This is a genomic window from Psychroserpens luteus (assembly GCF_015319355.1).
GTDB classification, from domain to species: domain Bacteria; phylum Bacteroidota; class Bacteroidia; order Flavobacteriales; family Flavobacteriaceae; genus Psychroserpens; species Psychroserpens luteus.
Map to the genome: position 1 here is coordinate 118927 of NZ_JADILU010000001.1, position 25271 is coordinate 144197.

A 25271-nucleotide genomic window follows, 5' to 3' on the forward strand; every position below is an offset into this window, starting at 1 on the left:
TGGATGTAAAGTAAAGAAAAAAAGTCTTGTTTAGAAACTTCGAAACGCGTAAAAACGATTATTTTTACGCAAACAAATTGAAAACATGACTATTTTAATTCTAGGTTCTGGAGGTAGAGAGCACACATTTGCATGGAAAATTGCTCAAAGTCCATTATGCGATAAAATTTTTGTTGCACCAGGAAACTCTGGTACAGCACAAATAGCAACTAATGTTGATATAAAGGTAACCGATTTTGGTGCTATCAAATCCCTAGTTATTGAGCATAAAATTGATATGGTTGTTGTAGGTCCAGAAGACCCATTAGTACAGGGTATTCATGATTTCTTTTTAAATGATGAGCAATTAAAACATGTTGCTATCATTGGCCCTCAAAAAGCAGCTGCAGAGTTAGAAGGGAGTAAGGAATTTGCAAAAGAATTTTTGTTTAGACATAACATTCCAACTGCTGCTTACCAAAGTTTTAATGCCAATAATGTAGAAGATGGATATAAGTTTCTAGAAACTCTAAATCCGCCATATGTTTTAAAAGCAGATGGTTTAGCAGCAGGAAAAGGTGTTTTAATACTCAATGATTTAAATGAAGCTAAAGCAGAACTCAAAAGTATGCTTGTTGACGCTAAGTTTGGAGCAGCAAGTTCTAAAGTGGTCATCGAAGAATTTCTCGACGGAATAGAATTGAGCTGTTTTGTATTAACCGATGGGAAGAACTATAAAATTTTACCAACTGCAAAAGATTATAAACGTATTGGAGAAGGTGATACCGGATTAAATACAGGTGGTATGGGAGCAGTCTCTCCAGTACCTTTTGCGACAGAAGAATTCTTAAATAAAATTGAAGAACGTGTTGTAAAACCTACAATTTCTGGTTTGCAAAAAGACAATTTACCTTATAAAGGATTCGTGTTTATTGGTTTAATCAAAGTAGGTGATGATCCTAAAGTGATTGAGTACAATGTAAGAATGGGAGATCCAGAAACAGAAGTTGTATTACCTAGAGTGAAAAACGATTTTGTAGAAATATTGAAGGCTATTGCAGAAGAACGTCTTAACGAGATAGATATTGAAATAGATGAAAGAGCTGCAACTACAATAATGTTAGTGTCTGGTGGTTATCCTGAGGCTTATGAGAAAGGAAAAGAAATTACAGGATTAGAAAATGTAGAAGGTTCTATTGCTTTTCATGCTGGAGCAATCTTAAAAGATGATAAAATTGTAACTTCAGGAGGACGTGTTATGGCAATCACATCTTATGGTAATACATACCAAGAAGCCATAAAAAAATCTTATCAAAATATAGATAAACTACATTTTGATAAGATGAATTATCGAAAAGATATTGGTTTCGATTTAAACTAATTTATTATTAAAGGAGTTTTACAAATAAGAATGAGAAGTAACGCTTTTATCTTCCTCATTGTTTTTACTATGCTCTTTTAATTGTAACATCCAGTATACCATAGCTACAATACCAATGAGTATAAAAATCCATGATAATAAGTTTGCTGTCCACCAGCTTTCTAATTCTAGTGCTCTAAGTGCATCAAAAGGAGCAAATAAAACATTTACAAAAAAATCTTGTACAGCGTAAAAAAAGTCTTTCATTTAGTTATATTTTAAGAAACTCTTATTAAGCTTCGTTGGTATAATCATATATTTACAGCACAAAATTACGTATTTTTTTCATTTTAAACTATTGCAATGATTTCAAATTTTTTCAGCAAATCAAAACCAATTCACTACATCGTTGTTAGTGTCATATTATTGTTGGTTTTTGTTTTAGGTAGATTTAAAATGTTTTCTACGGAATTCAACATGATTAATTTTGCAGAACAAATAGGTTTGTTCATTATTGCTCTGTCTTCAGTTTTTATTTTTGATTTCTTTGTGACTCGAAATAGTTTGACAAAAAAGAACAGTTATAACATTCTTCTCTTTGTGTTGTACTTTGCTATTTTACCGCAAACAACATTAAACGCTAATCTATTATTTGCTAACTTTTTTATTCTTTTAGCTTTAAGGCGCTTAATAAGTCTGAGGTCTCAAAAAGAAATTAAAAAGAAGCTTTTTGATGCATCATTTTGGATTGCTATTGCAACGCTTTTTTACTTTTGGTCTGCATTGTTTTTTATATTGATTTTTGCTGCTTTATTAGTCTATGTTATGACAGATGTAAAGAATTATTTAATTCCAATTGTGGGAATAGCATCTGTAGCTGTAATTACAATATCTTATTTTATTTTTTTAGATAAAGATATAGTTGACTATGTAGGAGGATTATTTGATTATAGCATGGATTTTAGTCCTTTAAATTCCAAGCGAATCATAATAGGCTCAACACTATTATTATCATTTGGATTGTGGTCATTAGTTTACTACATAAAAAACATAAAATCTCAAATGAAGAGTTATAGACCATCTTTTAAGTTGGTTGTATTATCAGCTATAATAGGATTGGCAATTATTGCAATAGCACCTTCAAAAAATGGTAGTGAGTTTATTTTCATACTTGCTCCATTATCTATTATTATGACTAATTATTTAGAAGTCATTTCAGAAAAATGGTTCAAGGAAACACTACTTTGGATTTTGGTTCTAACACCAATAGTTTTATTAATGTTGTAGTTTTTTTCCGAAGGCTAAATCACCTGCATCACCCAAACCAGGTACAATGTATCCTTCTTTGCTTAAAGATTTATCTACAGTAGCAATCCATAGATGTGTATCTTTTCCGAAGTGATTATTCACAAAATCAACACCATCTTGAGCGCCAATAACGCTCACTAAATGTATGCTTTTTGGTGTTCCAAAAGGTTTTAATGCTTCAAAAGTAGCAACCATAGATTGACCAGTTGCCAACATAGGATCTGCAAGAATAAGTGTTTTGCCTTCAAGGCTGGGACAAGCCAAATACTCTACAATAATCTCAAAGGTCTCTGGGTTTTCTTTATGATGTCTGTATGCAGATATGAATGCATTTTCTGCTTCATCAAAGTAGTTTAGGAGTCCGTTATGAAGAGGTACACCTGCTCTTAATATAGAACACAACACGATGTCTTCATTAATAAGTTTTGTCTCACTTTTTCCTAAAGGTGTTGTGATCGTTTTAGGTTTAAAATCTAAAGTCTTGCTCATTTCATAGCACAAAACCTCACCTATACGTTCAATGTTTCGTCTAAAACGCATACGATCTGTTTGGATATTGACGTCTCTAATTTCTGAAATAAAAGAATTTAAGATAGAATCTTCTTGTGATAGATTATGAATGTGCATAGCTGAGTGTTCAATTTTATGAATGCTAAAGTTAATAAATACCCATATATTTGTAGTCTAAAATTTCACAATATGTTTTCAGAAAAAGCTAATAAAATATTTCAGGACGTTATAGCAAAATATCATGTCATCAATACAGTAGATCAACCATTTACTAATATTTATAATAAAGACACTAATTTATTAGAACATTTATTATACAGAAAATGTTGGATTGATACTGTACAATGGCACTATGAAGATATCATTCGTGACCCACAAATAGATCCTGTTGCTGCTTTAAAATTGAAACGTCAAATCGATGCTTCTAACCAAGATAGAACAGATATGGTAGAGTATATTGATAGTTATTTTCTTGAAAAATATAAGGATGTACCAACAAAACCAAATGCAACTATAAATACTGAAAGTCCTGCTTGGGGAATTGATAGATTATCAATTTTAGCACTTAAAGTGTACCACATGAACGAAGAAGCAACTAGAACAGATGCTACTGATGCTCATAGAGCTGCATGTCAAACAAAGTTAAATGTATTGTTAGATCAACGTGTAGATTTATCTACAGCAATAGACACGCTTTTAGAAGATATAAGTAAAGGTGATAAGTACATGAAAGTTTATAAGCAGATGAAAATGTATAACGACGATGAACTTAATCCTGTATTGCGTTCACAGAAATAAATAGATTTCAAAATTGAGCACCTTTTCTTTTTAAGATAAGGTGCTTTTTTCTTTTTTTAAAATCAAAAGACTAAAAGGTCTTTAACATGCCAAAACCAAAACACATCCTAGTAATTCGGCTCTCTGCAATGGGTGACGTGGCTATGACTATTCCTGTTTTGCGAGCATTTACAAATCAATATCCAGAGGTGAAACTTACGGTTTTAACAAGACCATTTTTCACACCTTTTTTCAGGAATCTTCCCAATACTACTATTGTTTCTGTAGATTTAAAAGACAAGCATAAAGGTGTTTTAGGGCTCTATAAATTATCAAAAGAACTTAAATCTTTAGACATAGAAGCAGTTGCAGATTTACACAATGTTTTAAGAAGTAAGATTTTAAAGTTTTTTCTCTTCGGAAAGCGTGTCGTACAAATAGATAAAGGGCGTGATGAAAAAAAGATTTTGGTTAACGGACAATCATTCAAGCAACTAAAAACCACACATCAACGCTATGCAGATGTTTTTGAAAAGTTAGGGTATCCAATAGATTTGAGTCAACCTACTTTTCCGAAGAAAGAAAATCTAAAAGAGAAATACATACAAGTTATTGGTAGTGATTCAAAACCTTGGGTTGGTATTGCGCCTTTTGCAGCCTTTGAAGGTAAAATGTACCCTTTAAACTTAATGACAACTGTTATTGAAGCGCTTTCAAAAAATTGTAAAGTATTATTATTTGGCGCTGGCAACGATGAGAAAAAGGCGTTAGAGAACATTGCCAATCAATTTGAGAACGTCATTAATCTTGCAGGACAATTTTCTCTAAGTGAAGAATTAGACATCATATCCAACTTGGACCTCATGCTTGCTATGGATTCTGGTAACGCACACATGGCAGCTATGTTAGGTGTAAAAGTGATTACGGTTTGGGGAGTTACACATCCTTATGCAGGATTTTTACCGTTTAATCAAAGTATAGATTCTGCAATTTTAGTAGATAGAGATCAATATCCTAAAATACCGACTTCGATTTATGGTAACAAGTTTCCAGAAGGCTATGAAAATGCAATGCGTTCTATTTCTCCAAATATCATTATTTCAAAAATAAATACAGCTTTAAAATAAAAAAGCCTCGTTCCAGAAGAACGAGGCATGATTTAGAATTTTTAGATAATCCCTACGATTAAATTCTAATCTAGAACGAAAGTATTTTGATTAAAATTAGCTATCAAACTTACGAAGTAATAAATTTTATTTATTCGACAAAGTGTTCGTTTTTAGGGATTAAAACCAAATAAGTCAGACGACGTGTAATTATACATCATCATAATCAACTTTAATTGTTGGTGTTATAGGTTGTGCTTGACAGGTTAATATTAAGCCTTCAGCCAATTCACCATCTGTTAAAATATTATTTTGTCTCATGATAGCTTCGCCTTCTGTGATTTTAGCAATACAACTGCTGCAAATTCCACCTTGACAAGAGTAAGGTGCATCAATATCTTCATCTAAGGCAGCTTCTAAAATGGTTTGCTTTTGAGACATTTCAAACGTAAAAGTTTCATCATCTACGAGAACAGTTATTTTTGTTTTTCCGCTTGCAGCTGCTGTATCATTAACGACAGCAGGTTTTGCAGCTTTAAAAAGCTCATAATGAATACGGTCTTCTTTGGTGCCATGTCCTGTCAATACATCTTTAACAGTATGAATCATCGCTTCAGGACCACAAAGATAATAAGCATCAACATCAATATGTTTGTGCTTATTTTTCATAACGTAGTTTACTGTGCTTTTTTCAATACGTCCAAAAATAGCGTCATCTTCATCTGCTTGACTAAACACAAATTGAATAGAAAAACGGGCGCTATATTGATGTTGTAATTCTAACAACTCATTTAAAAACATAGTGTCCTTTGTCGTTTTATTGCCATAAACAAGTATTACTTTACTTAGAACTTCTTCCTCTAAAGCACATTTAATAATGCTCAAAATTGGAGTGATACCACTTCCTGCAGCAAATAATCCAATATTTTTAGTTTTAGAATCATTAGGTTCAAACACAAAACGACCTTTTGGAGGTGCAACATCTAAGACATTACCAACACTCAATTGTGTATTGGCATAAGCAGAGAATGTACCATCTTCAACTTCTTTTACAGCAACTTTAAGTTCGCCACTTTTTGGAGACGAACATAGAGAATAATCTCTTCTTACTTCGTTTCCGTTAAGATTTGTTTTTAAAGTGATGTATTGTCCTGCTTTAAATTGAAATGTGTTTTTTAATTCCGTCGGAACGTCAAAACTTATAGTAACCGCGTTTTCGGTTGTTTTATTAATTTCTTTTATAGAAAGCTTATGAAATTGTGACATGGTTTATTTTTTTGTAAAAATAATGAAGCTAAAACACTTTGTCATTTATTTAGAGAAAAAAAATAATACATAAGACTTTTATACATAAGAATATTATGTATATTTGATTATGGCAAATTCTAAATTATATAAAGGCAGTTTAGTCACTATTATTTTAAAGCTTTTAAATGAAAGCGATAAAATGTATGGTTATGAAATTACACAAAAAGTTAAAGCGCTTACCAAAGGTGAATTAAAAATTACTGAAGGCGCTTTATATCCTGCACTTCATAAATTAGAAGCAGAAGGATTGTTGGAGGTTGAGGTAAAAAAAGTAGATAATAGACTTAGAAAATATTATAAACTAACCGAAAAGGGCAATAAAGAAACCGTTAGCAAATTACAAGAATTACAGGAGTATATCAAAACGATGCAGGTTTTGGTGAACCCTAAATTAATTGTAGAGTAATGGTTAAGTTAGAAAAAGAAGACATACAGTTTATAGAAAACTATCTGGAAAACTCAGATATTTTTTACGCAGATATCCGTATGGAAATGACAGATCATGTTGCTTCGGAAATTGAACAACTCATGGACTCAGAACACACAACATTCTATGAGACTTTCAAAGATTACATGCTAAGTAATAAAGCCATATTATTAGAAAGTAACAAACAGTTTATTAGAGGAGCAGATAAATCTATTCTAAAACGATTAATGGTAGAAACACTTAAGTTGCCAACATTACTTGTCTTTGGATTAACTTTTTTTATCAGTTTTAAATGGTTATCTACTATAGAGGTTGAAAATTTAAGAGATTATATGTCATTATTTCCAATACTGTCTATTGTGCCATTTTGTATAGTATATGTTATTGCTTTAAATATGTTTAAACTACCTCGGTTTTCTGGTATTGAGCGATTGGCATTTTTATACATGATTTGCTTTCAGTTTTTTAATTTTATCAGTTCTTTCTCAGGTGTGTATATTCAAAGTAAAAGCAACTTTTATATTGTAGCAGTTGTTATGTCCATTATTATGACTTTAAGTTTACTAATTATAAAAATCACGTTAAAGATTATCAATCAATATCGTAACAATTATAAATTTAACTATGAAATTGAATAAAGACCAAATACAAATTATAGATAATTACCTCATTAGAAAGCAAGTTAAATATGCTGATTTAAAACTTGAAATTTTAGATCATATGATCTCTGATATTGAGAGCGAAATGGAAACCAATAAAATTTCATTTGATGACGCATTTGATAAAACGATAGTTAAATGGAAAAGCAGTTTCTTAGAAACGTCTAGTCTATGGTTAGGAGCAGCTTATGTAAGGCCAAAAATCATTATTTCAAAATTAACTAATACTTTAAAACCATTGATTTTAAAGGTTTTAATGAGTACGGTTTTAATAACTGTTTTACTTTATGTACTAGATAATGGTTTTTTTAAAATGAATTTAAATGATTACAAAGAAAGCTTACTTATTGCTATTTATGTATTCGCAGCAGTCAATACATTGATCTTAAGTTACTGGGCTATTTTAATGTACAGGTCAAAAGTAAAAACATCATTTAGTTTCTTGTACTATCGTCAAGTTGTTGTGTTTTGCTTTTTTCCGTTTATGATAACAGATACTTTTTTATTAAAAGAAGGGTCAATTAATTTTATCTCTTTAGGGTTTATCATATTATCTGTTTTTATCTCTTTAATGGGAAGAGAGTTGTTTAAAGCTCATTTTAAAACATTAAAAATAATAAACCAATTCGCTTAATTTTTAAGTGCTTATTTAACAATGAAAATTAAAGAAACTCAAATAGAAGACCTCTACGCTTTTACAAGACAACATTTTGTAGAACATTATGATTTACAAACCGAACTTGTAGATCATTTAGCTAATGATATTGAAACTATTTGGATTGAACAGCCAAAATTGTCTTACATAGAGGCTCGCGATATGGCTTTTAAAAAGTTTGGGATTTTCGGGTTTATGGATGTTGCAAGCAAACGTCAAAAAGCAATGGGTAAGCGATATAATAAATACTTATGGCAAGAATTTAAAGAATGGTTTACATTTCCGAAGTTAATAATAACACTATCTATATGTTTGGGTTTATATGTAGCACTTTCTTTTAATTTTGTATCCTATGTTTTAATTACTGTTTATAGCATAATCACTATTTGGAGCTTCTATAAGAGCATACAATTAAATAGACAATTTAAACGCAGAAAAAAGATTTCAAAAAAGAAATGGATGCTAGAAGAGATTATATTTAAACAAGCTGGTGTTTCTGGTTTATTATTAATGTCTCAACTTCCTTCATTGCATAGATTTTTAGATGCTTCATCATTATCAATTAGCATGATAATCATTGTGTCTACATGTTCAACCTTAATAATTCTTTGGATGTACATAAGCTTCGAACTCCTTCCGAATAAAGCAGAAGAACTCCTTAATGACACCTATCCAGAATTTAGTTTGTAACAAAATAAGATTATCAACTACTAATATTTTAGAATAATAAATTAAATAACAAAAACCATGAAAAAACTATTATTTGCTATCGCTTTTATCTGTACACTTACTATTCAAGCACAAGACAATTCAGAATTTAAAACACAAACTATCGAGTTTATTCAACTAACAGGAACTGCCGATGCTTTTAATAATGCTATTTCTCAAATAGGAGCAATGGTTCCTGCAGATAAAAAAGAAGCATATACTAAAGAAGCTAATGGGACTTTAGATGATTTATACAGCAAATTAGCAGATGTATATATGAAAGAATTTACAGAAGAAGACATCAACGAATTGGTGGTGTTTTACAAAACTGATTTAGGAAAAAAATTAGCTTCAAAACAAACCCAATTGGTGCAATCTGGAATGGCTATTGGTCAAACCTGGGGAATGGAATTATCACAAATTGCTGGTAAATACGCTAATTAGTAAAATTCAATCAATCAAAAATTATGATTAAACGTTTTTTAAGTTTAGAGTGGAAACAATTTAGAAGAGCTTCTTATTTTCAAAAAGGAATCGCTATTAAAATCCTATTATTTTTTGGAGTTATCTATTTTGGAGGTGCAGCACTTATGCTTGGTGCTGGAATGTTTTTTATTCTTAAAAAAACGTTCCCAGAAATAGATCCATTAGTAATGGTAAATAATTATTTAGTTTATTGGATATTATTTGAGTTAATGCTTCGATATTTTATGCAGCAACTGCCTGTAATGAACATTAAGCCATTGATGATTATACCTATAAAGAGAAATTCTGTAATTCATTATTTATTAGGAAAAACAGCGTTTTCGTTTTTTAATTTTATTTCAGTTTTAATATTTCTTCCTTTTTCTATTGTATTATTATTTCAAGGTTACCCAGTAGTTAATGTAATCTTATGGTTTTTCGCTTTAATGTGTATTACCATGTCAATTAACTTTTTAAATTTTTTAATCAATAAAAGTAATACCGTTTTTTATGGTATTGCATCTATGGTGATTGCAATTGTAGCATTGAGATATTTTAACATTTTTGATGTAACAGAACCAGTTGGAAAAATCTTTAATGGATTATTTAACCAACCTTATTTAGCAATTATTCCATTATTAACAATGATAGGATTTTATAAGGCGAATTTTGATTTTATCAGAAAAGGATTTTATTTAGATGGAGCAGTTTCAAAGAAAATAAAAGAAGTTAATGCAACCGATTTATCATGGATGGATCGTTTTGGAAGTGTTGCTCCTTTTCTAAAAAATGATATAAAAATGATTACGCGTAATGCAAGACCAAAACAAGTGGTCCTCATGTCATTTTTCTTTTTATTCTATGGTTTATTCTTTTTTACTCAAAAAGTGTACATTGAAGAGATGCCTTATTTATTAGGTTTTGCTTCAATATTTATTACTGGAGGATTTCTTTTAAGTTTTGGTCAATTGGTGCCTTCTTGGGATAGTGAATATTATAAACTTTTAATGAGTCAAAATATTCCGTATAGACAGTATTTAGAATCTAAATGGTATTTAATGGTTTTTGCAGTAATTGTTGCATTTATATTAAGTACACCATACTTATATTTTGGGATGGATATTTATTTAATAATAGCAGCTGGTGCATTATTTAATATTGGTCTAAACACATTTATTACCTTATTTGGAGGTGCTTTAAACAGAGTTCCAATAGAATTAGATACAAAAGCAAAAGCTTTTAGCAATACCAATGGTTTTAATCCAACGCAACTACTTATAGCACTACCAAAAATGCTATTGCCAATAATAATCTTTTTTATACCTTATCACTTTATTAGTTTTAATGCAGGGATTATAGCGTTAGCGTTATCTGGAGTTATTGGTATTGTGTTTAAAAACTTTTTCTTAAACAAAATAGAGCAAGTATACCAAAAAGGAAAGTATAAGACTATTGCAGCATTTAGCGAAAAAAAATAATTAGAATTTAAAACATATAACACTAATGATAATTACATCAAACTTATCAAAAAAATATAATGGCGTTTCAGTATTGCATATTGAAAACCTTGAGATTCCAAAAGGTCAAAGTTTTGGATTAGTAGGTAATAATGGCGCAGGAAAAACAACATATTTTAGTTTGTTGTTGGATTTAATTCAGCCAACGACAGGATATATTGAAAATAATGGAGTAATGGTTCATGAAAGTGAAGATTGGAAGCCATTCACATCATCTTTTATTGATGAAAGTTTTCTAATTGGTTATTTAACTGCTGAAGAGTATTTTTACTTCATAGGCGAGTTACGTGGACAAAACAAAGCAGATGTGGACGCATTAGTGTCTCAGTTTGAAGACTTCTTTCACGGTGAAATTTTAGGTCAGAAAAAATACCTCAGGGATTTAAGTAAAGGAAACCAGAAAAAAGCAGGAATCGTTGCAGCTTTAATAGGAAATCCAGAAGTGATCATTCTTGATGAACCATTTGCAAATTTAGATCCAACTACTCAAATTCGTTTAAAAGGGATTATTAAAGACTTAGCAGAAAAGCAAGGTGTTACCGTTTTGGTTTCTAGTCATGACTTATTGCACGTTACAGACGTTTGTGAACGTATTGTAGTTTTAGAAAAAGGTGAAGTTGTAAAAGATTTGGCTACTACTGAAGCAACTTTAAAAGAACTTGAAGCACATTTTTCAGGTTCTGAGGTCGTATAAGACTCTTTCTCGCTAAGGAGCAAAGTCACAAAGCAACTCATACTAATGGTTTGTTAAAAGTGAATAGTTTGAGCTAATTATAAAATAGTATTGCTTTTCATAAGAGTAATCATACAACGCTTTGCTACTCTGCACCTTTGCGACAGAACCCAAGTAAAAGTATTCACATAACACTTTGCTACTTTGCGCTTTTGCGAGAAAAAAAGGATAAGAGTAAAACGCTAGAGTAAGTCAACTAAACACCGAGCACCTTTCCACCAAACGACTCAATACATCGATAAATCACCCATTTTTCCAAGATAAATCAAAAAGATGCTTATTTTTACAGCGCTACATAATATATGCGAGCGATTTTAGTTATAGTATTTACAAAAAACTAAACCTTTTGAATACATCTTTTAAAGTCTTAATATCAGTTTTTTGCGTAACAATGCTTATCACAAGTTGTTCACGTAAGAAGGATACTTTTATTAATCGAAATTTTCATGCACTAGGTACCAAATACAATATTTTGTATAATGGTAATATTGCATTAGAAAAAGGAAGAGAAACTGTTGATAATGCTGCAACAGATAACTATTGGCAATTACTTCCAATAGAACGAATGCAAGTCTCAGAAGATATTTTTTTTCCTGGTCAATCTAAAAACCAAGATTTTGAACGTGCTGAAGAAAAAGCAATTAAAGCAGTTCAAAAACATGGGATGAATATTAAGGGTAAAGAGTACAACCCTCAAATAGATGAAGCGTATTTACTCTTAGGTCAAGCACGTTATTTCGATCAACGTTTTGTGCCAGCTCTTGAAGCTTTCAACTACATTTTATACAAATATCCGGCTAGTGATAAAATTAATACTGCTAAAGTTTGGAGAGAAAAAGCAAACATTAGATTAGAAAATAATGAACTAGCTATTAAAAATTTAAAGCGTCTTTTAGAGCAAGAAGAACTAGAAGATCAAGATTTAGCAGATGCGACATCAATATTAGCTCAAGCTTATATTAATGTGAAATCTAAAGACAGTGCTTTAACACAATTAGCAATTGCTGCAGATTTCACGAAGAAGAACAAAGAAAAAGCACGTTTCAATTATGTTATTGGTCAGCTTTATAATGAATTCGGAAAAAAAGACAGTGCAAACCTGGCGTTTGATAACGTTATTGATATGCATCGTAAAATCCCAAGACCATATTACATCAATGCTCACTTAGCCAAATCAAATAACTTTGATATGGAAAACGGAAACCAAATAGAGTTTCTAGAGTACTTGACAGATTTGGAAGAAGACCGTGAAAATCGCCCTTTTTTAGATAAGATTTATTACCGCATTGCAGAGTTTCATAGAGCCAACAAGAGAGATTCTATGGCAATCGCTTACTACAACAAATCACTTCGTACCAATTCAGGTGATAAAGATTTGAAATCAAGAGATTATGCAACGCTAGGTGATATGAGTTTTGACAATGCAGAGTATAAACTCGCAGGAGCATATTACGATAGTACGATGTTGAATATGAAGCTTAATTCTAAGCCATATCGTGTTGTTAAGCGGAAACGTGAGAACCTTGAAGATGTGATCTATTATGAAGATATTGCTCAAGCAAATGACAGTATTTTGAGATTGGTAAATCTTTCCGAAGTAGAAAGACTTGCGTATTTCACAACCTATACAGAAGAATTAAAAGTATTGGCAGAAGCCGAAAAAGAAAAAGCGGAAGCTGAAGCGAGACGCAAAGCAAGTGGCTCTGGGCTAAAAACCTCAGAAAACACCAATAATAGCAAAAGTAGCCTAGGATCAAAATCTGTTAGAGCAACTCCTGGAGGAGCTAAAACTAGCCAAGAAAGCGACTTTTACTTTTATAATCCTACAACAGTTGCCTACGGAAAAAGTGAATTCGTGAAAGTTTGGGGAGACAGAGAATTAAAAGATAATTGGAGATTGTCTGACGCAAAAGGTAAAGGATCTAATAGTTCTCAAGATATAGATGTTGCTGCAAATGCTACAGATGACGAGCGTTTTGATCCTGAGTTTTATATTGCTAAAATACCATCAGATCAAAAAGTGATTGATAGTTTAGCAAAAGATAGAAACTATGCTTATTACCAATTAGGGACTATTTATAAAGAGAAATTCAAAGAGTATGAATTAGCGAAAGTTAAACTCGAAACCTTATTACAAAACAATCCTGAAGACCGTTTAATATTACCTTCAAAATATAACTTATATAAAATTTATATAGAGTTAGGATTGAGCAGTAAAGCATCTGCAATGATGGATGAGATTGTAAATACATATCCAGATTCTAGATATGCAAAAATATTACTCAATCCAAAGTCTGAATTTGCACTAGACGAGAATAGCCCAGAAAGTTTATATAAAAAGATATTTAAACAATTTGGTGACCAGCAATATGCTGAGGTTGTTACAAAAGCAGAACAATACATTACTCAATTTGAAGGAGACCCTTTAGTGCCTAAATTTGAAATTTTAAAAGCTTCTGCAAACGGTCGATTAAATGGGTTTGAAGCTTACAAAAAAGGCGTAAATTATATTGCGTTGACATATCCAAATTCCGAAGAAGGAAAAAAAGCAAAAGAGATTTTAAAAACCGTGATTCCTATTTTAGCTAAAAAAGAATTTGTTAGTAATGATACAGGGAATCGCTTTAATGTATTGTACTCTTTTACTAATGAAGAGAAAGATCAAATAGAAGAGTTTGTGAAAAAATTAGATAATTCAGTCTCAAAAGTAAGTTACTTCAATCTGTCTACATCAGTAGATTTTTATGATGCTAATACAACTTTTGTTGTTGTCCACGGACTAAAAAGTATTCAAGGTGCTGCTGGTTTTGCAGAAATACTAAAAGAAAACAAAGACAAAATAGACCGAGATTTTTATTCAATTTCTTCACCTAATTATGAAATTGTTCAGCGACATAAAAACTTAAACGAATACCTCGAATCACAATAAATATAGACCTATGTTTTCAGGCAAAAAAACAATACGTATGGCTTCAGATACAACCTCACAACAAAACACAATAGCTAAAGGCACTGTCATTACAGGTGATATTATTAGCGAAGGCGATTTTAGAATTGAAGGAACCGTTCAAGGCAACATCAAAACACCAGGAAAGGTCGTTATTGGTAAAACAGGAATCATCAATGGTACTTTGAAAAGTGCAAATGCAGATATTGAAGGTAAGTTTACAGGCAAATTATTACTGTCTGATACGTTGTCTTTAAAATCATCTGCACATGTTGAAGGAGAAGTAATGGTTGGTAGATTAGCTGTAGAACCTGGAGCTAATTTTAACGCAACTTGTTCAATGAAAGGCGGTTTAAAAGATGTAAGCAATGGCAATTCAAAAGCGCAACAACAAGAAACAAGGCAAATCGCCAAGTAAATACATTAGATTTACATCTGTGGCTTTCCAAATGGGAGCTACAATTTGGTTGGGTAATCTCCTCGGAAAATGGCTAGACTCAAAGTATAATCAAGATTTCTGGGAATCTACGGTAACACTACTTTCTGTATTTATAGCTATGTATATGGTGATTATTCAAGTGATCAAAGTCTCTAAAGAAGATGATTAAGAAATTATTGATTTTTGCAGGTGCTTTCGCTGCTCTATTTGTTGTCATATATTTTACTCAAGACTCAATAATAGGTATATCTTTTCAAGAAATTAGATTTAGTGTGTTTGACACCAATATGTTTTTTGCTGTGTCGTCATTGATAATTTGTATCCATTTTGAAATCTTCTCACATATTAAAAAGTTACAATCACAATTAGGTTTTATTTATTTACCAACTTTGTTTATAAAAGGAATTTTATTTTTTGTAATCTTCAAACCTTCAATATTTAATTCTGAAACTTTAAGCACTATAGAGCGATTAAACCTATTATTCCCACTACTTCTTTTTCTCGTATTAGAAGTCTTTTTTATCACTCGAATTCTGAATAGAAAGCTACCAAATAGCTAGTATTATCAAAGAGTATTTTTTGTTCTAATTTTTATGATAAAAAAACATATTGTTATTTTAATAATTTCCGTACTTTTGCACCGAATTTAGAAAGAGTAGTTTTTTGATTTTATAACAATGAAGATATTTCAACAAAGTTTTAAATTTTTAGCAATTGTAAGTGTACTGTTTTTTTCAACAGCATCATTTGCAAATAGTTCTACTGAAGGTGGAGGTCAAATCGACACCAAAAAAGAAGTGGAAGATTACATCTTACATCACATACAAGATTCACACGATTTTTCGTTGTTCTCATATACAAGTGATGCAGGTGAGCGTAAACATGTTGGTTTTCCATTACCTATCATAATATGGACAAGCAATGGTTTGACTACGTTTATGTCTTCTAAGTTTCACCATAATGATGATGGACATGTAATCGTTGAAAAAAACGGACTTAAATTCGCTAAGATTCATTCAAAGATTTATGAGTTAGATGCAACAGCATCTGAAGTAAGCTTTGACAAAGATCATCATGCAGAGAATGCTCATAAAGTGTTAGATTTTTCTATTACTAAAAGTGTTGTAGGTGTTTTGTTGATTGGATTGTTAATGTTCTTCTGGTTTTCACGTTTAGCAAGGCAATATAAAAAGAAAGCAATTCCAACTGGATTTAGTCGTGTGCTTGAGCCTCTTGTATTATATGTAAGAGATGAGATTGCAAGACCTAATATTGGAGAGAAACATTATAGAAAATTTACAGGTTACTTATTAACAGTATTCTTTTTTATCTGGATCTTAAACTTATTAGGATTAACACCTTTTGGATTTAATGTCACAGGACAATTGGCTGTAACAGCTTGTTTAGCAATATTTACATTAATTATTTATACTACAAGTGGTAATAAAGATTACTGGATGCATATTTTATGGATGCAGGATGCTCCATGGTGGATTCGTCCAATTTTAGCAGTTATAGAACTTGCTGGTACATTTATAATTAAGCCATTTTCATTATTAGTGCGTTTGTTTGCAAATATTTCTGCAGGACACATTGTAGTGATGAGTTTAATTGCAATAATGTTCACCTTAAAAGAATCTTTAGGAGTTGTAGGTGCAACAACATTATCATTAGTATTATCATTTTTTATAACATTAATCGAAGTATTAGTCGCGTTCTTACAGGCGTATATCTTTACAATGCTTTCAGCATTATTTATTGGTATGGCAGTAGCAGAACACGATCACGATCATGCTCATGATGAGCAAGGTCAAGAAATTCCTGACGCAGAAGATGTGAGAGGAGATTTCATTTAATAAGAGTTTTTTTTAATTTAACTATAAATACATTTATTATGGAACCAGTAACTTACAATTTAATTGGAGCAGGTTTAATCGTAATCGGAGCAGGAATTGGTCTTGGACAAATTGGTGGAAAAGCAATGGAAGGTATTGCACGTCAACCAGAAGCAACAGGAAAAATTCAAACAGCGATGATTATCATTGCAGCACTTTTAGAAGGTTTAGCATTTGGAGCTTTATTCTTAGGAAAATAAGAACCAAATCAACTTACAAAACTCTATCCTGTAACGGTTGGTTGCAGGATAGGTTTTAAATTAAAAAAAAGATAAGAACATTAAGCATATCTAAAATGGATAAATTACTAAACGATTTTTCACCAGGACTTTTTGTAGTACAAACGATACTACTTTTATTGTTGATTTTCATCATGGTAAAATTTGCATGGAAACCAATTCTTAATTCACTTAATGAAAGAGAAGAAGGAATCCAAGGTGCATTAGATGCAGCTGAAAAAGCAAAGCGTGAAATGGAAAATCTTCAAGCAGATAACCAAAAGTTATTGCAAGAAGCAAGATTAGAAAGAGAAGCAATGCTTAAAGAGGCTAGAGAAATGAAAGCACAGATGATTACTGATGCAGAAACTCAAGCACAAACGCAAGCTAATAAAATGATTGAGCAAGCACAATTGGCTATTAATAATGAAAAGAAAACTGCTATGGCAGAGCTTAAAAATCATGTAGCTAACTTATCTATAGAAATTGCAGAGAAAGTAGTGCGTCAAGAATTATCTAACAAAGGGAAACAACTAGAATTAGTTGAATCTATGTTAGCTGAAACGACTTTAAACTAATAACAATGGCAGGAGCAAGAGCAGCAATTCGTTATGCAAAAGCAGTATTAAGTTTAGCTCAAGAGCAAAAACTTGAAGACACTGTTAACTCAGATATGAAGTTAATAGCATCAACTATTGCAGATAATAAAGAATTAAAACTGACGCTTCAAAATCCTGTGGTACGTTCTTCAGTAAAAAAATCTATTGTATTAGAGATCTTTAAAAATATGAATCCATTATCTGCTAAACTTGTAGATACATTGATTGATAATAAAAGAATCTCAGCAATAGGTGATGTTGCATCGCAATATAATATGCTTTATGATCAACTTAAAGATACACAAATAGCTACGGTTACTACAGCTGTTGAATTATCTGATGATTTAAGAGCTAAAGTTTTATTGAAATTAAAAGAGCTTACAGGAAAAGAAGTTGAAATCAATAATGTTATTGATGACAGTATTTTAGGAGGATTTGTATTGCGTATTGGAGATATTCAATATGATGCAAGTGTTGCTAATAAATTGAGTAAATTAAAAAGAGAGTTTACATTAAATTAAATAGTATTCGGTCACTGAGCTTATAGAAGTGAACGTATAAAATCTAAATAAAGATGGCAGAAGTAAAACCAGCTGAAATATCAGCAATCTTAAAACAACAACTTTCAGGTTTTGAAGCAGGAGCTTCATTAAATGAAGTTGGAACAGTATTAACAGTAGGTGATGGTATTGTACGTGCTTACGGATTAGCTAATGCGCAATATGGCGAATTAGTAGAATTCGATGGTGGCTTAGAAGGTATTGTACTTAACCTTGAAGAAGATAATGTAGGTATTGTATTGTTAGGAGTCTCTGTAGGAGTTAGAGAAGGCTCTACAGTAAAACGTACTAATCGTATTGCTTCTGTAAATGTAGGTGAAGGTATTGTTGGTCGTGTTGTAGATACTTTAGGTAACCCAATTGATGGTAAAGGACCAATCACTGGTACAACTTATGAGATGCCTTTAGAGCGTAAAGCACCCGGAGTTATCTATAGAGAGCCAGTAACAGAGCCATTGCAAACAGGTATTAAAGCAATTGATGCTATGATTCCAGTAGGTAGAGGTCAACGTGAGTTGGTTATTGGTGACAGACAAACAGGTAAAACTGCAGTTTGTATTGATGCTATCTTAAATCAAAAAGAATTTTACGATGCAGGTGAGCCTGTATATTGTATATATGTTGCTGTAGGTCAAAAGGCTTCAACAGTAGCACTTATTGCTAAAACTTTAGAAGAAAAAGGAGCTTTAGCTTATACTACAATAGTAGCTGCAAATGCATCAGATCCTGCTGCAATGCAAGTTTATGCACCTTTTACAGGGGCATCTATTGGAGAGTACTTTAGAGATACTGGTAGACCAGCTTTAATTGTATTTGATGATTTATCAAAACAAGCAGTTGCATATCGTGAGGTATCTTTGTTATTACGTCGTCCTCCAGGACGTGAGGCGTATCCTGGTGATGTATTTTATTTACACTCAAGATTATTAGAACGTTCTGCAAAAATCATTAATAATGATGCAATTGCTAGAGAAATGAATGATTTACCAGATTCATTAAAACCAATTGTAAAAGGTGGTGGTTCTTTAACAGCTTTACCAATTATTGAAACACAAGCAGGTGACGTTTCAGCATATATCCCAACAAACGTAATTTCAATTACAGATGGGCAAATCTTCTTAGATGGAGATTTATTTAACTCTGGTGTTCGTCCAGCAATTAACGTAGGTATTTCTGTATCTCGTGTTGGTGGTAATGCACAGATTAAATCAATGAAAAAAGTATCTGGAACATTAAAATTAGATCAAGCTCAGTATCGTGAATTAGAAGCGTTTGCTAAGTTTGGATCAGATTTAGATGCTGTTACATTGAATGTAATTAATAAAGGAAAACGTAACGTTGAGATTTTAAAGCAAGGACAAAACGATCCATTTAAAGTTGAAGATCAAGTAGCGATTATTTACGCTGGATCTAAAAACTTATTGAAAGACGTTCCAGTAAATAAAGTAAAAGAATTTGAGAGAGATTATCTTGAATTCCTAAATGCTAAACACAGAGATGTTTTAGACACTTTAAAAGCAGGGAAATTAACTGATGAAGTTACAGATGTATTAATGACTGTAGCTAAAGATTTATCAGGAAAGTATAGAGCATAATTAACATTCCTGTTTTCAATTTGAGAACAGGAATATTTCATATTCTGAAATATGGCTAATCTTAAAGAAATACGTAATAGAATATCTTCAGTATCGTCAACGATGCAGATCACTAGCGCCATGAAAATGGTATCTGCTGCAAAATTGAAGAAAGCGCAAGATGCAATTACAGCGATGAGACCTTACTCTGATAAGTTGACTGAGCTTTTACAAAGTTTAAGTTCAACATTAGAAGGTGATTCTGCTAGTGCATTTGCAGAGCAACGTGAAGTTAAGAAAGTATTACTAGTTGCTATCACCTCAAATAGAGGTCTTGCAGGTGCTTTTAATTCTAATATAATCAAAGAGGTCACAAGGCTAACCAAAAACAAATACGCCAATCAAGAGGTGTCTTATGTTGTTATTGGTAAAAAAGCTAACGACGCTTTCAAAAAGACAAATAATATTATCGCTAATAAAAGTGAAGTCTATGATGATTTAACTTTTGATAATGTTGCTGAGATTGCAGAGATGCTAATGGAAAAATTTGTTGATGGTGATTTTGATAGAATCGAAGTGATTTACAACAAGTTTAAAAATGCAGCAACTCAAATAGTGATGAATGAGCAATTTTTACCAATTGTTCCTATGGAAGGAGAAGCTAATACAAATACAGATTATACTTTTGAACCATCAAAAGTAGAAATCGTAGAGCAATTAATTCCGAAGTCATTAAAAACACAATTATACAAATCTATTAGAGATAGTTTTGCTTCAGAGCATGGTGCACGTATGACTGCAATGCACAAGGCAACAGATAATGCTACTGAGTTAAGAGATCAATTAAAACTGACCTATAACAAAGCACGTCAAGCAGCAATTACTAACGAGATCCTTGAGATTGTTGGTGGAGCAGAAGCTTTGAATAACTAATTTTTATCATTCTGTATTCAATACGGAATCAAAATAATTTAAAACCTAACTTTAACGAGTTAGGTTTTTTTATGGCATTAATTTTGAAGTTGTATCTTTATAATGATTAAAATATAAATATGAAATCACTTAAACAAATTTCTTTTTCGATGGTAATGCTAATTCTTATGGCGAGTTTTTCTCAATGCTCTACTGCACAAAAATTACAAGAGAAGGCTCCAACTCAATTTGGAGATGTGTACTTTCAAAAATGGACAGCAGGAGTTAAAGGTGGAGGTTCTGGATTAAATTTATTTGTTCCAGTGAAAGATAAATCTGTTAGGCTCGATAGTGCGTATTTTAGAGGAAAAGCTGTGAAATTTGAAATTAGGGAAGCAAATGAAGGTTTATTATATGTTGGAAGATTTAAAACTGAATTCAATCAACCTAAGCAGGATATGATAATGAGTAGCGATCCTAATAAAGAATATGGTAACCAATTACAAAAAAAAACGAGCGCTATTCCTTTTGAATTAAAAGATGATGAATGCGTTGTGAGCTATATTAAAGATGGTAAAATACTGTATTATAAAATTTCAAATGTTAATGAAAGGGAATCCTTGAATTACCCAAGTGCTCCACCAAATAAAAATATTAAAATTAATTAACCTAAGTAGAACTTAGTCAATATGAATAGTTCAAAATCACTACATTTTTGTGTTGTCCTTTTTATATTTATACTTTTAATGGGATGTTCTAATGCTTTTAAATTAGAAAAAACTGCTCCAATTCAATACTCTAAAGCTTATTTTCAAAACTGGACTAGCGCAATTAAAATTGGGAGTTCTGGTTATAATTTTCACATCGCTAATCTAACACCAGCAAAAAATGTCGTTATTGATAGTGTTTTTTTTAGAAATCTTAAAGGTCGATTAGTACCAGATAAAGGTAAGTACGTTTGTCAGTTAATAAAACGAGATCCAATTAGTAAAGGGCACGTATTAAATACGATAAAAGATTTCCCTTTTGAGATCTCAAACAGAGCTTGTGTGATTAGTTATCGTGAAGATGGTATAACTAAATACTTCAAAATAAACAATGTTATTGAAAATGAAGGGGTTTACTATGAAAATGGGCCACCAAATATGCAATAACATATCTTTGGTTCACGTTTGCTAATAACGTATTTTTAGCCCAACAAATTAATACTCTTGAGCGTACTAAAATCCTTTTTTAAAGACACAGTTATTTATGGTTTAGCAATTGTATTGCCTCGCCTTATTAATTTTCTCTTAGTACGATTACATACAGATGTACTTCCTAATGAAAGCTATTCTGAAAATACAGAATTTTATGTTGTAGCTGCATTTTTTAATGTGATTCTAACCTACGGTATGGAAACTTCTTTTTTTAGGTTTTTCAGTAAAAACAAAGATAAGAGTGCTGTGTTATCTACTGCGATGATTACAATTGTTGTGAGTACTTTTTTCTTCGGAATATTACTTTTCTTGTTTAGAGTTCCAATTTCCGAAGCATTAAGAATTAATACTGATTTTTATACCTTACTAGTTGGTATAACACTTATTGATACACTAATTGTTATTCCATTTGCTTATTTAAGAGTTACAGGTAGACCAATTAAATTTGCAGTTATTAAGTTGATCAACGTGCTTATCATGGTATTATTAAATGTGCTGTTACTGTCAAAAACATATGGTTTAGAAAGTCTTAGGCAAGTATTTAATGTAGAGAATAATGTCGAATATATATTCATAGCAAACTTGATAGCAAGTGGAGTGGTATTAATCTTAGTATTGCCATATTTCTTTAAAGCGAAATTGCAATATGACACTACAGTTTTAAAACAGTTGTTACGTTATGGTTGGCCAATAATGGTTGCAGGTTTAGCATTTGTTATTAATGAAAACTTAGATAAATGGTTATTACCAGAAATTGAGGGCGAATTTGTAAATGGTGCTTATAGTGCCTGCTATAAACTTGCAGTCTTTATGACTCTTTTTATTCAAGCGTTTAGAATGGGAGCAGAACCATTTTTCTTCAATCACTCAGATAAAGAAAATGCAACGCAAACCTACGCAACCATATTAAAGTATTTTACCATTGTTGGAGCTTTAGGTTTGATGATTGTGGTGATCTATATAGATCTATTGAGACCAATTTTCATTAAAAAGGAAAGCTACTTATTAGCTCTAGATATTGTTCCAATTGTATTGTTAGCTAATTTATGTTTAGGGATTTATCATAACCTTTCTATTTGGTATAAACTTACAGATCAAACACGTTTTGGGATGTACATCTCAATTATAGGTGCTGCAATAACTATTGCTTTCAATCTTATTTTTATTCCGAAGATAGGTTTTATGGCTTGTGCGTATGCAACGCTTATTGCTTACGGATTAATGATGCTTATTTCCTATTTTTTGGGTCGAAAATATTATCCAGTACCTTATGATATTAATCGAATTTCATTATACTTGCTAGTAAGTGCTGGTTTAAGTTTTATAACTTATTATCATTTTGACAGAAATATTTTATTAGGAACTGTATTTTTGTTACTCTTTGTGGCTTTAGTTGCTTTTTTAGAGAGAAATGAATTTAAACAGTTATTAAAAAGATAATTACTTTTCATCCTGAGTACTATTTAAATGAAAATATAGAGCGAAGCTCCGAAGTACTAATTAATAAAATCAAGAATGCAAATCAAAATCATAAACAAATCTAATCACGATTTACCACACTACGAAACCATCGCATCAGCAGGAATGGACTTACGTGCAAACCTAACTGAACCAAGAATATTAAAACCATTGGAGCGTAGTATAGTTGGCACAGGCTTATTTATAGAATTACCAGTTGGTATTGAAGCACAAGTAAGACCACGAAGCGGATTAGCAGCAAAAAAAGGAATCACAGTACTCAACGCACCAGGAACTGTAGATGCAGATTATAGAGGTGAAATAGGAGTCATTTTAGTAAATTTATCTAACGAAGATTTCACCATAAATAATGGAGAACGTATTGCACAATTAGTCATTGCAAAACATGAACGTGCAGATTGGACAGAATTAAATGAACTTTCAGAAACAGATCGAGGTGAAGGTGGTTTTGGAAGTACTGGAGTAAAATAAGTAATTCCTGCAAACGCAGGAATCTCATTGGTAATTTTATGAAACACTGGTACGTCTATATAATGAGCAATAATAAGGATGGTGTTTTATACATAGGAGTAACAGATAATATTGAAGAAAGAGTAAAAGAACATAAACTAAAGGTTTATCCAAAATCTTTTACTGCAAAATACAATTGCGATAATTTGATATATTTTGAAGAGTTTGAAAATGGTAATGATGCTGAAAAAAGAGAAAAAAGCTTTAAAAAATGGAAACGTGATTGGAAAATCGAACTCATTGAAGAAATGAATTTCAGCTGGTCAGATTTGAGTATCAATTGGAATTTAAATTATAATAAACTTAAAAAATAGTATAACACTTTAAAAGATACCTGCTTTCGCAGGCATGCATATGAAAATAATAGTACCAATGGCAGGACGAGGTTCTCGTCTAAGACCACATAGTTTAACAGTACCAAAACCATTAATTCCAGTAGCTGGTCAACCTATCGTGCATCGATTAGTAAAAGACATAGTGAAAGTATTAAATGAACCTATAGATGAAATCGCTTTTGTATTAGGTGATCCAGCTTGGTTTGATGATGATGTTGTAGACAGTTTAAAAGCTTTGGCTAGAAGTTTAGGTGCAAAACCGTCAATCTATCGTCAAGACCAACCTTTAGGAACTGGCCATGCGATTATGTGTGCAAAGCCATCGCTTTCTGGACCAGCAGTTGTTGCGTATGCAGATACATTGATTCGTGCAGAATTTGATTTAGATCCAACAGCAGATAGCGTGATTTGGACTAAAAAAGTAGCAAATCCAGAAGCATATGGAGTTGTAAAACTTAACGACAATCAAGAAATCGTAGAACTAGTCGAAAAACCAGAAACATTTGTAAGTGATCAAGCAGTTATTGGGATTTATTACTTTAAAGATGTAGCAGTTTTAAAAGATAAATTACAAGAAGTTCTTGATGAAAACGTTATGAATGGAGGAGAATACCAAATTAATGATGGTATTAAACGCATGATGGCAGACGGTAAAATTTTTAAAACAGGAACTGTTGATGAGTGGATGGACTGCGGAAATAAAAACGTGACGTTAGAAACTAACACTAGAATGTTAATATTTTTAAAAGCAGATGGAGAAGAGCAAATGATTGCCAAGTCTGTAAAAAATAATAACTCTACTATCATTGAACCTTGTTATATTGGTGAGAACGTAGAATTAAATAATGCTACCGTTGGACCTAATGTATCCATTGGTAATAATTGTGTGATAGAAAATTCAAGCGTTAAAAATAGCTTAATACAAAACCATACTAACATTAAAAATGCTACTTTAGACAATGCTATGATTGGAAATCACGTTAAATATAATGGTGATTTTAAAGCGATTAGTATTGGTGACTATTCTGTTTTGGAATAATATTACTACGAAGGCAGGAATCTCTTTAGTAAACTTGGAATAAAATTTGAACA

Annotated in this window: 30 protein-coding genes; 27 read left to right on the forward strand and 3 right to left on the reverse strand. The window is 31.6% G+C overall.

All coding sequences use genetic code 11. The annotated features are described in order from the left end of the window. The first annotated feature begins 85 nt into the window (after positions 1–85). The gene (gene purD, locus IM744_RS00565) at positions 86–1360 is read left to right on the forward strand and encodes a phosphoribosylamine--glycine ligase (RefSeq protein WP_194506141.1); all 1275 of its coding nucleotides are present in this window, start codon (positions 86–88) and stop codon (positions 1358–1360) included. A gap of 18 nt (positions 1361–1378) precedes the next feature. Here purD and IM744_RS00570 read toward each other — a convergent pair whose 3' ends face one another. Further along, complete coding sequence (locus IM744_RS00570; protein WP_194506142.1) at positions 1379–1606, reverse strand: DUF6341 family protein; 228 nt, start codon at positions 1604–1606, stop codon at positions 1379–1381. A gap of 96 nt (positions 1607–1702) precedes the next feature. On the opposite strand from IM744_RS00570, the gene IM744_RS00575 reads away from it, so the two are divergent. After that, positions 1703–2626 (forward strand): DUF6427 family protein, encoded by a 924-nt coding sequence (locus IM744_RS00575; RefSeq protein WP_194506143.1) that lies wholly within the window; start codon positions 1703–1705, stop codon positions 2624–2626. On the opposite strand, the gene upp is transcribed toward IM744_RS00575, so the two are convergent. Then, positions 2615–3274, reverse strand: a complete 660-nt coding sequence (gene upp / locus IM744_RS00580) for a uracil phosphoribosyltransferase (RefSeq protein ID WP_194506144.1) — start codon at positions 3272–3274, stop codon at positions 2615–2617. The two genes, IM744_RS00575 and upp, sit on opposite strands and share 12 nt — an antisense overlap. Positions 3275–3346: 72 nt before the next feature. Between upp and IM744_RS00585 the strand changes: the two genes are divergently transcribed. Both IM744_RS00585 and IM744_RS00590 read left to right on the forward strand, forming a co-directional pair. Next, on the forward strand, positions 3347–3955 hold the full coding sequence (locus IM744_RS00585) for a DUF4254 domain-containing protein (protein WP_194506145.1): 609 nt from the start codon (positions 3347–3349) through the stop codon (positions 3953–3955). Positions 3956–4041: 86 nt separating this feature from the next. Further along, positions 4042–5061, forward strand: coding sequence for a glycosyltransferase family 9 protein (locus IM744_RS00590; protein ID WP_241738265.1), 1020 nt, complete (start codon positions 4042–4044; stop codon positions 5059–5061). A 189-nt stretch (positions 5062–5250) separates the two neighbouring features. Here the strand turns inward: IM744_RS00590 and IM744_RS00595 are convergent, their stop codons facing one another. Next, positions 5251–6306, reverse strand: a complete 1056-nt coding sequence (locus IM744_RS00595; RefSeq protein ID WP_194506146.1) for a ferredoxin--NADP reductase — start codon at positions 6304–6306, stop codon at positions 5251–5253. Positions 6307–6415: 109 nt separating this feature from the next. On the opposite strand from IM744_RS00595, the gene IM744_RS00600 reads away from it, so the two are divergent. The 23 genes from IM744_RS00600 to IM744_RS00705 all read left to right on the forward strand — a co-directional run bounded on the left by IM744_RS00600 (position 6416) and on the right by IM744_RS00705 (position 25218). Beyond that, positions 6416–6754 (forward strand): PadR family transcriptional regulator, encoded by a 339-nt coding sequence (locus IM744_RS00600; RefSeq protein WP_194506147.1) that lies wholly within the window; start codon positions 6416–6418, stop codon positions 6752–6754. Beyond that, positions 6754–7413: a hypothetical protein gene (locus IM744_RS00605; protein WP_194506148.1), complete on the forward strand. Its 660-nt coding sequence runs from the start codon at positions 6754–6756 to the stop codon at positions 7411–7413. Before IM744_RS00600 ends, IM744_RS00605 begins: the two co-directional genes overlap by 1 nt. Further along, a complete protein-coding gene (locus IM744_RS00610; RefSeq protein WP_194506149.1) occupies positions 7400–8068 on the forward strand; it encodes a hypothetical protein in 669 nt (222 codons plus the stop codon). Before IM744_RS00605 ends, IM744_RS00610 begins: the two co-directional genes overlap by 14 nt. Positions 8069–8089: 21 nt before the next feature. Then, on the forward strand, positions 8090–8779 hold the full coding sequence (locus IM744_RS00615; protein ID WP_194506150.1) for a hypothetical protein: 690 nt from the start codon (positions 8090–8092) through the stop codon (positions 8777–8779). 57 nt (positions 8780–8836) lie between these two features. Beyond that, a complete protein-coding gene (locus IM744_RS00620; protein ID WP_194506151.1) occupies positions 8837–9241 on the forward strand; it encodes a DUF2059 domain-containing protein in 405 nt (134 codons plus the stop codon). Positions 9242–9264: 23 nt separating this feature from the next. Continuing rightward, positions 9265–10740, forward strand: coding sequence for a DUF5687 family protein (locus tag IM744_RS00625; protein WP_194506152.1), 1476 nt, complete (start codon positions 9265–9267; stop codon positions 10738–10740). Positions 10741–10765: 25 nt separating this feature from the next. After that, positions 10766–11473, forward strand: a complete 708-nt coding sequence (locus IM744_RS00630) for an ABC transporter ATP-binding protein (protein WP_194506153.1) — start codon at positions 10766–10768, stop codon at positions 11471–11473. Positions 11474–11858: 385 nt separating this feature from the next. Next, positions 11859–14441 carry a type IX secretion system periplasmic lipoprotein PorW/SprE gene (gene porW, locus IM744_RS00635; RefSeq protein WP_317175373.1) on the forward strand — a complete coding sequence of 861 codons (2583 nt, stop codon included), beginning with the start codon at positions 11859–11861 and terminating at the stop codon, positions 14439–14441. Positions 14442–14478: 37 nt separating this feature from the next. After that, positions 14479–14877: a bactofilin family protein gene (locus tag IM744_RS00640; RefSeq protein ID WP_317175374.1), complete on the forward strand. Its 399-nt coding sequence runs from the start codon at positions 14479–14481 to the stop codon at positions 14875–14877. Further along, on the forward strand, positions 14828–15067 hold the full coding sequence (locus IM744_RS00645; RefSeq protein ID WP_194506155.1) for an AtpZ/AtpI family protein: 240 nt from the start codon (positions 14828–14830) through the stop codon (positions 15065–15067). The genes IM744_RS00640 and IM744_RS00645 overlap by 50 nt, the downstream gene beginning before the upstream one ends. Then, a complete protein-coding gene (locus IM744_RS20870; RefSeq protein WP_379660201.1) occupies positions 15060–15458 on the forward strand; it encodes a DUF6168 family protein in 399 nt (132 codons plus the stop codon). Before IM744_RS00645 ends, IM744_RS20870 begins: the two co-directional genes overlap by 8 nt. A 117-nt stretch (positions 15459–15575) precedes the next feature. Beyond that, entirely contained in the window at positions 15576–16754 is a 1179-nt protein-coding gene (gene atpB, locus IM744_RS00650) for a F0F1 ATP synthase subunit A (protein WP_194506156.1), read from the forward strand. A gap of 38 nt (positions 16755–16792) precedes the next feature. Beyond that, positions 16793–16993 carry an ATP synthase F0 subunit C gene (gene atpE / locus IM744_RS00655; RefSeq protein WP_092465958.1) on the forward strand — a complete coding sequence of 67 codons (201 nt, stop codon included), beginning with the start codon at positions 16793–16795 and terminating at the stop codon, positions 16991–16993. A 95-nt stretch (positions 16994–17088) separates the two neighbouring features. Next, complete coding sequence (locus IM744_RS00660) at positions 17089–17589, forward strand: F0F1 ATP synthase subunit B (protein WP_194506157.1); 501 nt, start codon at positions 17089–17091, stop codon at positions 17587–17589. A 5-nt stretch (positions 17590–17594) separates the two neighbouring features. Further along, positions 17595–18131: an ATP synthase F1 subunit delta gene (atpH, locus tag IM744_RS00665; RefSeq protein ID WP_194506158.1), complete on the forward strand. Its 537-nt coding sequence runs from the start codon at positions 17595–17597 to the stop codon at positions 18129–18131. Between the two features lie 53 nt (positions 18132–18184). Further along, positions 18185–19765 carry a F0F1 ATP synthase subunit alpha gene (gene atpA, locus IM744_RS00670; protein ID WP_194506159.1) on the forward strand — a complete coding sequence of 527 codons (1581 nt, stop codon included), beginning with the start codon at positions 18185–18187 and terminating at the stop codon, positions 19763–19765. Between the two features lie 51 nt (positions 19766–19816). Next, positions 19817–20677 (forward strand): ATP synthase F1 subunit gamma, encoded by an 861-nt coding sequence (gene atpG, locus IM744_RS00675; protein ID WP_194506160.1) that lies wholly within the window; start codon positions 19817–19819, stop codon positions 20675–20677. 119 nt (positions 20678–20796) lie between these two features. Next, positions 20797–21324 carry a hypothetical protein gene (locus IM744_RS00680; protein WP_194506161.1) on the forward strand — a complete coding sequence of 176 codons (528 nt, stop codon included), beginning with the start codon at positions 20797–20799 and terminating at the stop codon, positions 21322–21324. Positions 21325–21345: 21 nt separating this feature from the next. Continuing rightward, positions 21346–21810, forward strand: a complete 465-nt coding sequence (locus IM744_RS00685; RefSeq protein ID WP_194506162.1) for a hypothetical protein — start codon at positions 21346–21348, stop codon at positions 21808–21810. Positions 21811–21867: 57 nt separating this feature from the next. After that, entirely contained in the window at positions 21868–23295 is a 1428-nt protein-coding gene (locus IM744_RS00690; protein ID WP_194506163.1) for an oligosaccharide flippase family protein, read from the forward strand. Between the two features lie 75 nt (positions 23296–23370). Further along, complete coding sequence (gene dut / locus IM744_RS00695; protein ID WP_194506164.1) at positions 23371–23805, forward strand: dUTP diphosphatase; 435 nt, start codon at positions 23371–23373, stop codon at positions 23803–23805. Positions 23806–23843: 38 nt separating this feature from the next. Beyond that, positions 23844–24158: a GIY-YIG nuclease family protein gene (locus tag IM744_RS00700; RefSeq protein ID WP_194506165.1), complete on the forward strand. Its 315-nt coding sequence runs from the start codon at positions 23844–23846 to the stop codon at positions 24156–24158. Between the two features lie 40 nt (positions 24159–24198). Continuing rightward, positions 24199–25218 carry a sugar phosphate nucleotidyltransferase gene (locus IM744_RS00705; protein WP_194506166.1) on the forward strand — a complete coding sequence of 340 codons (1020 nt, stop codon included), beginning with the start codon at positions 24199–24201 and terminating at the stop codon, positions 25216–25218. Positions 25219–25271 lie beyond the last annotated feature (53 nt).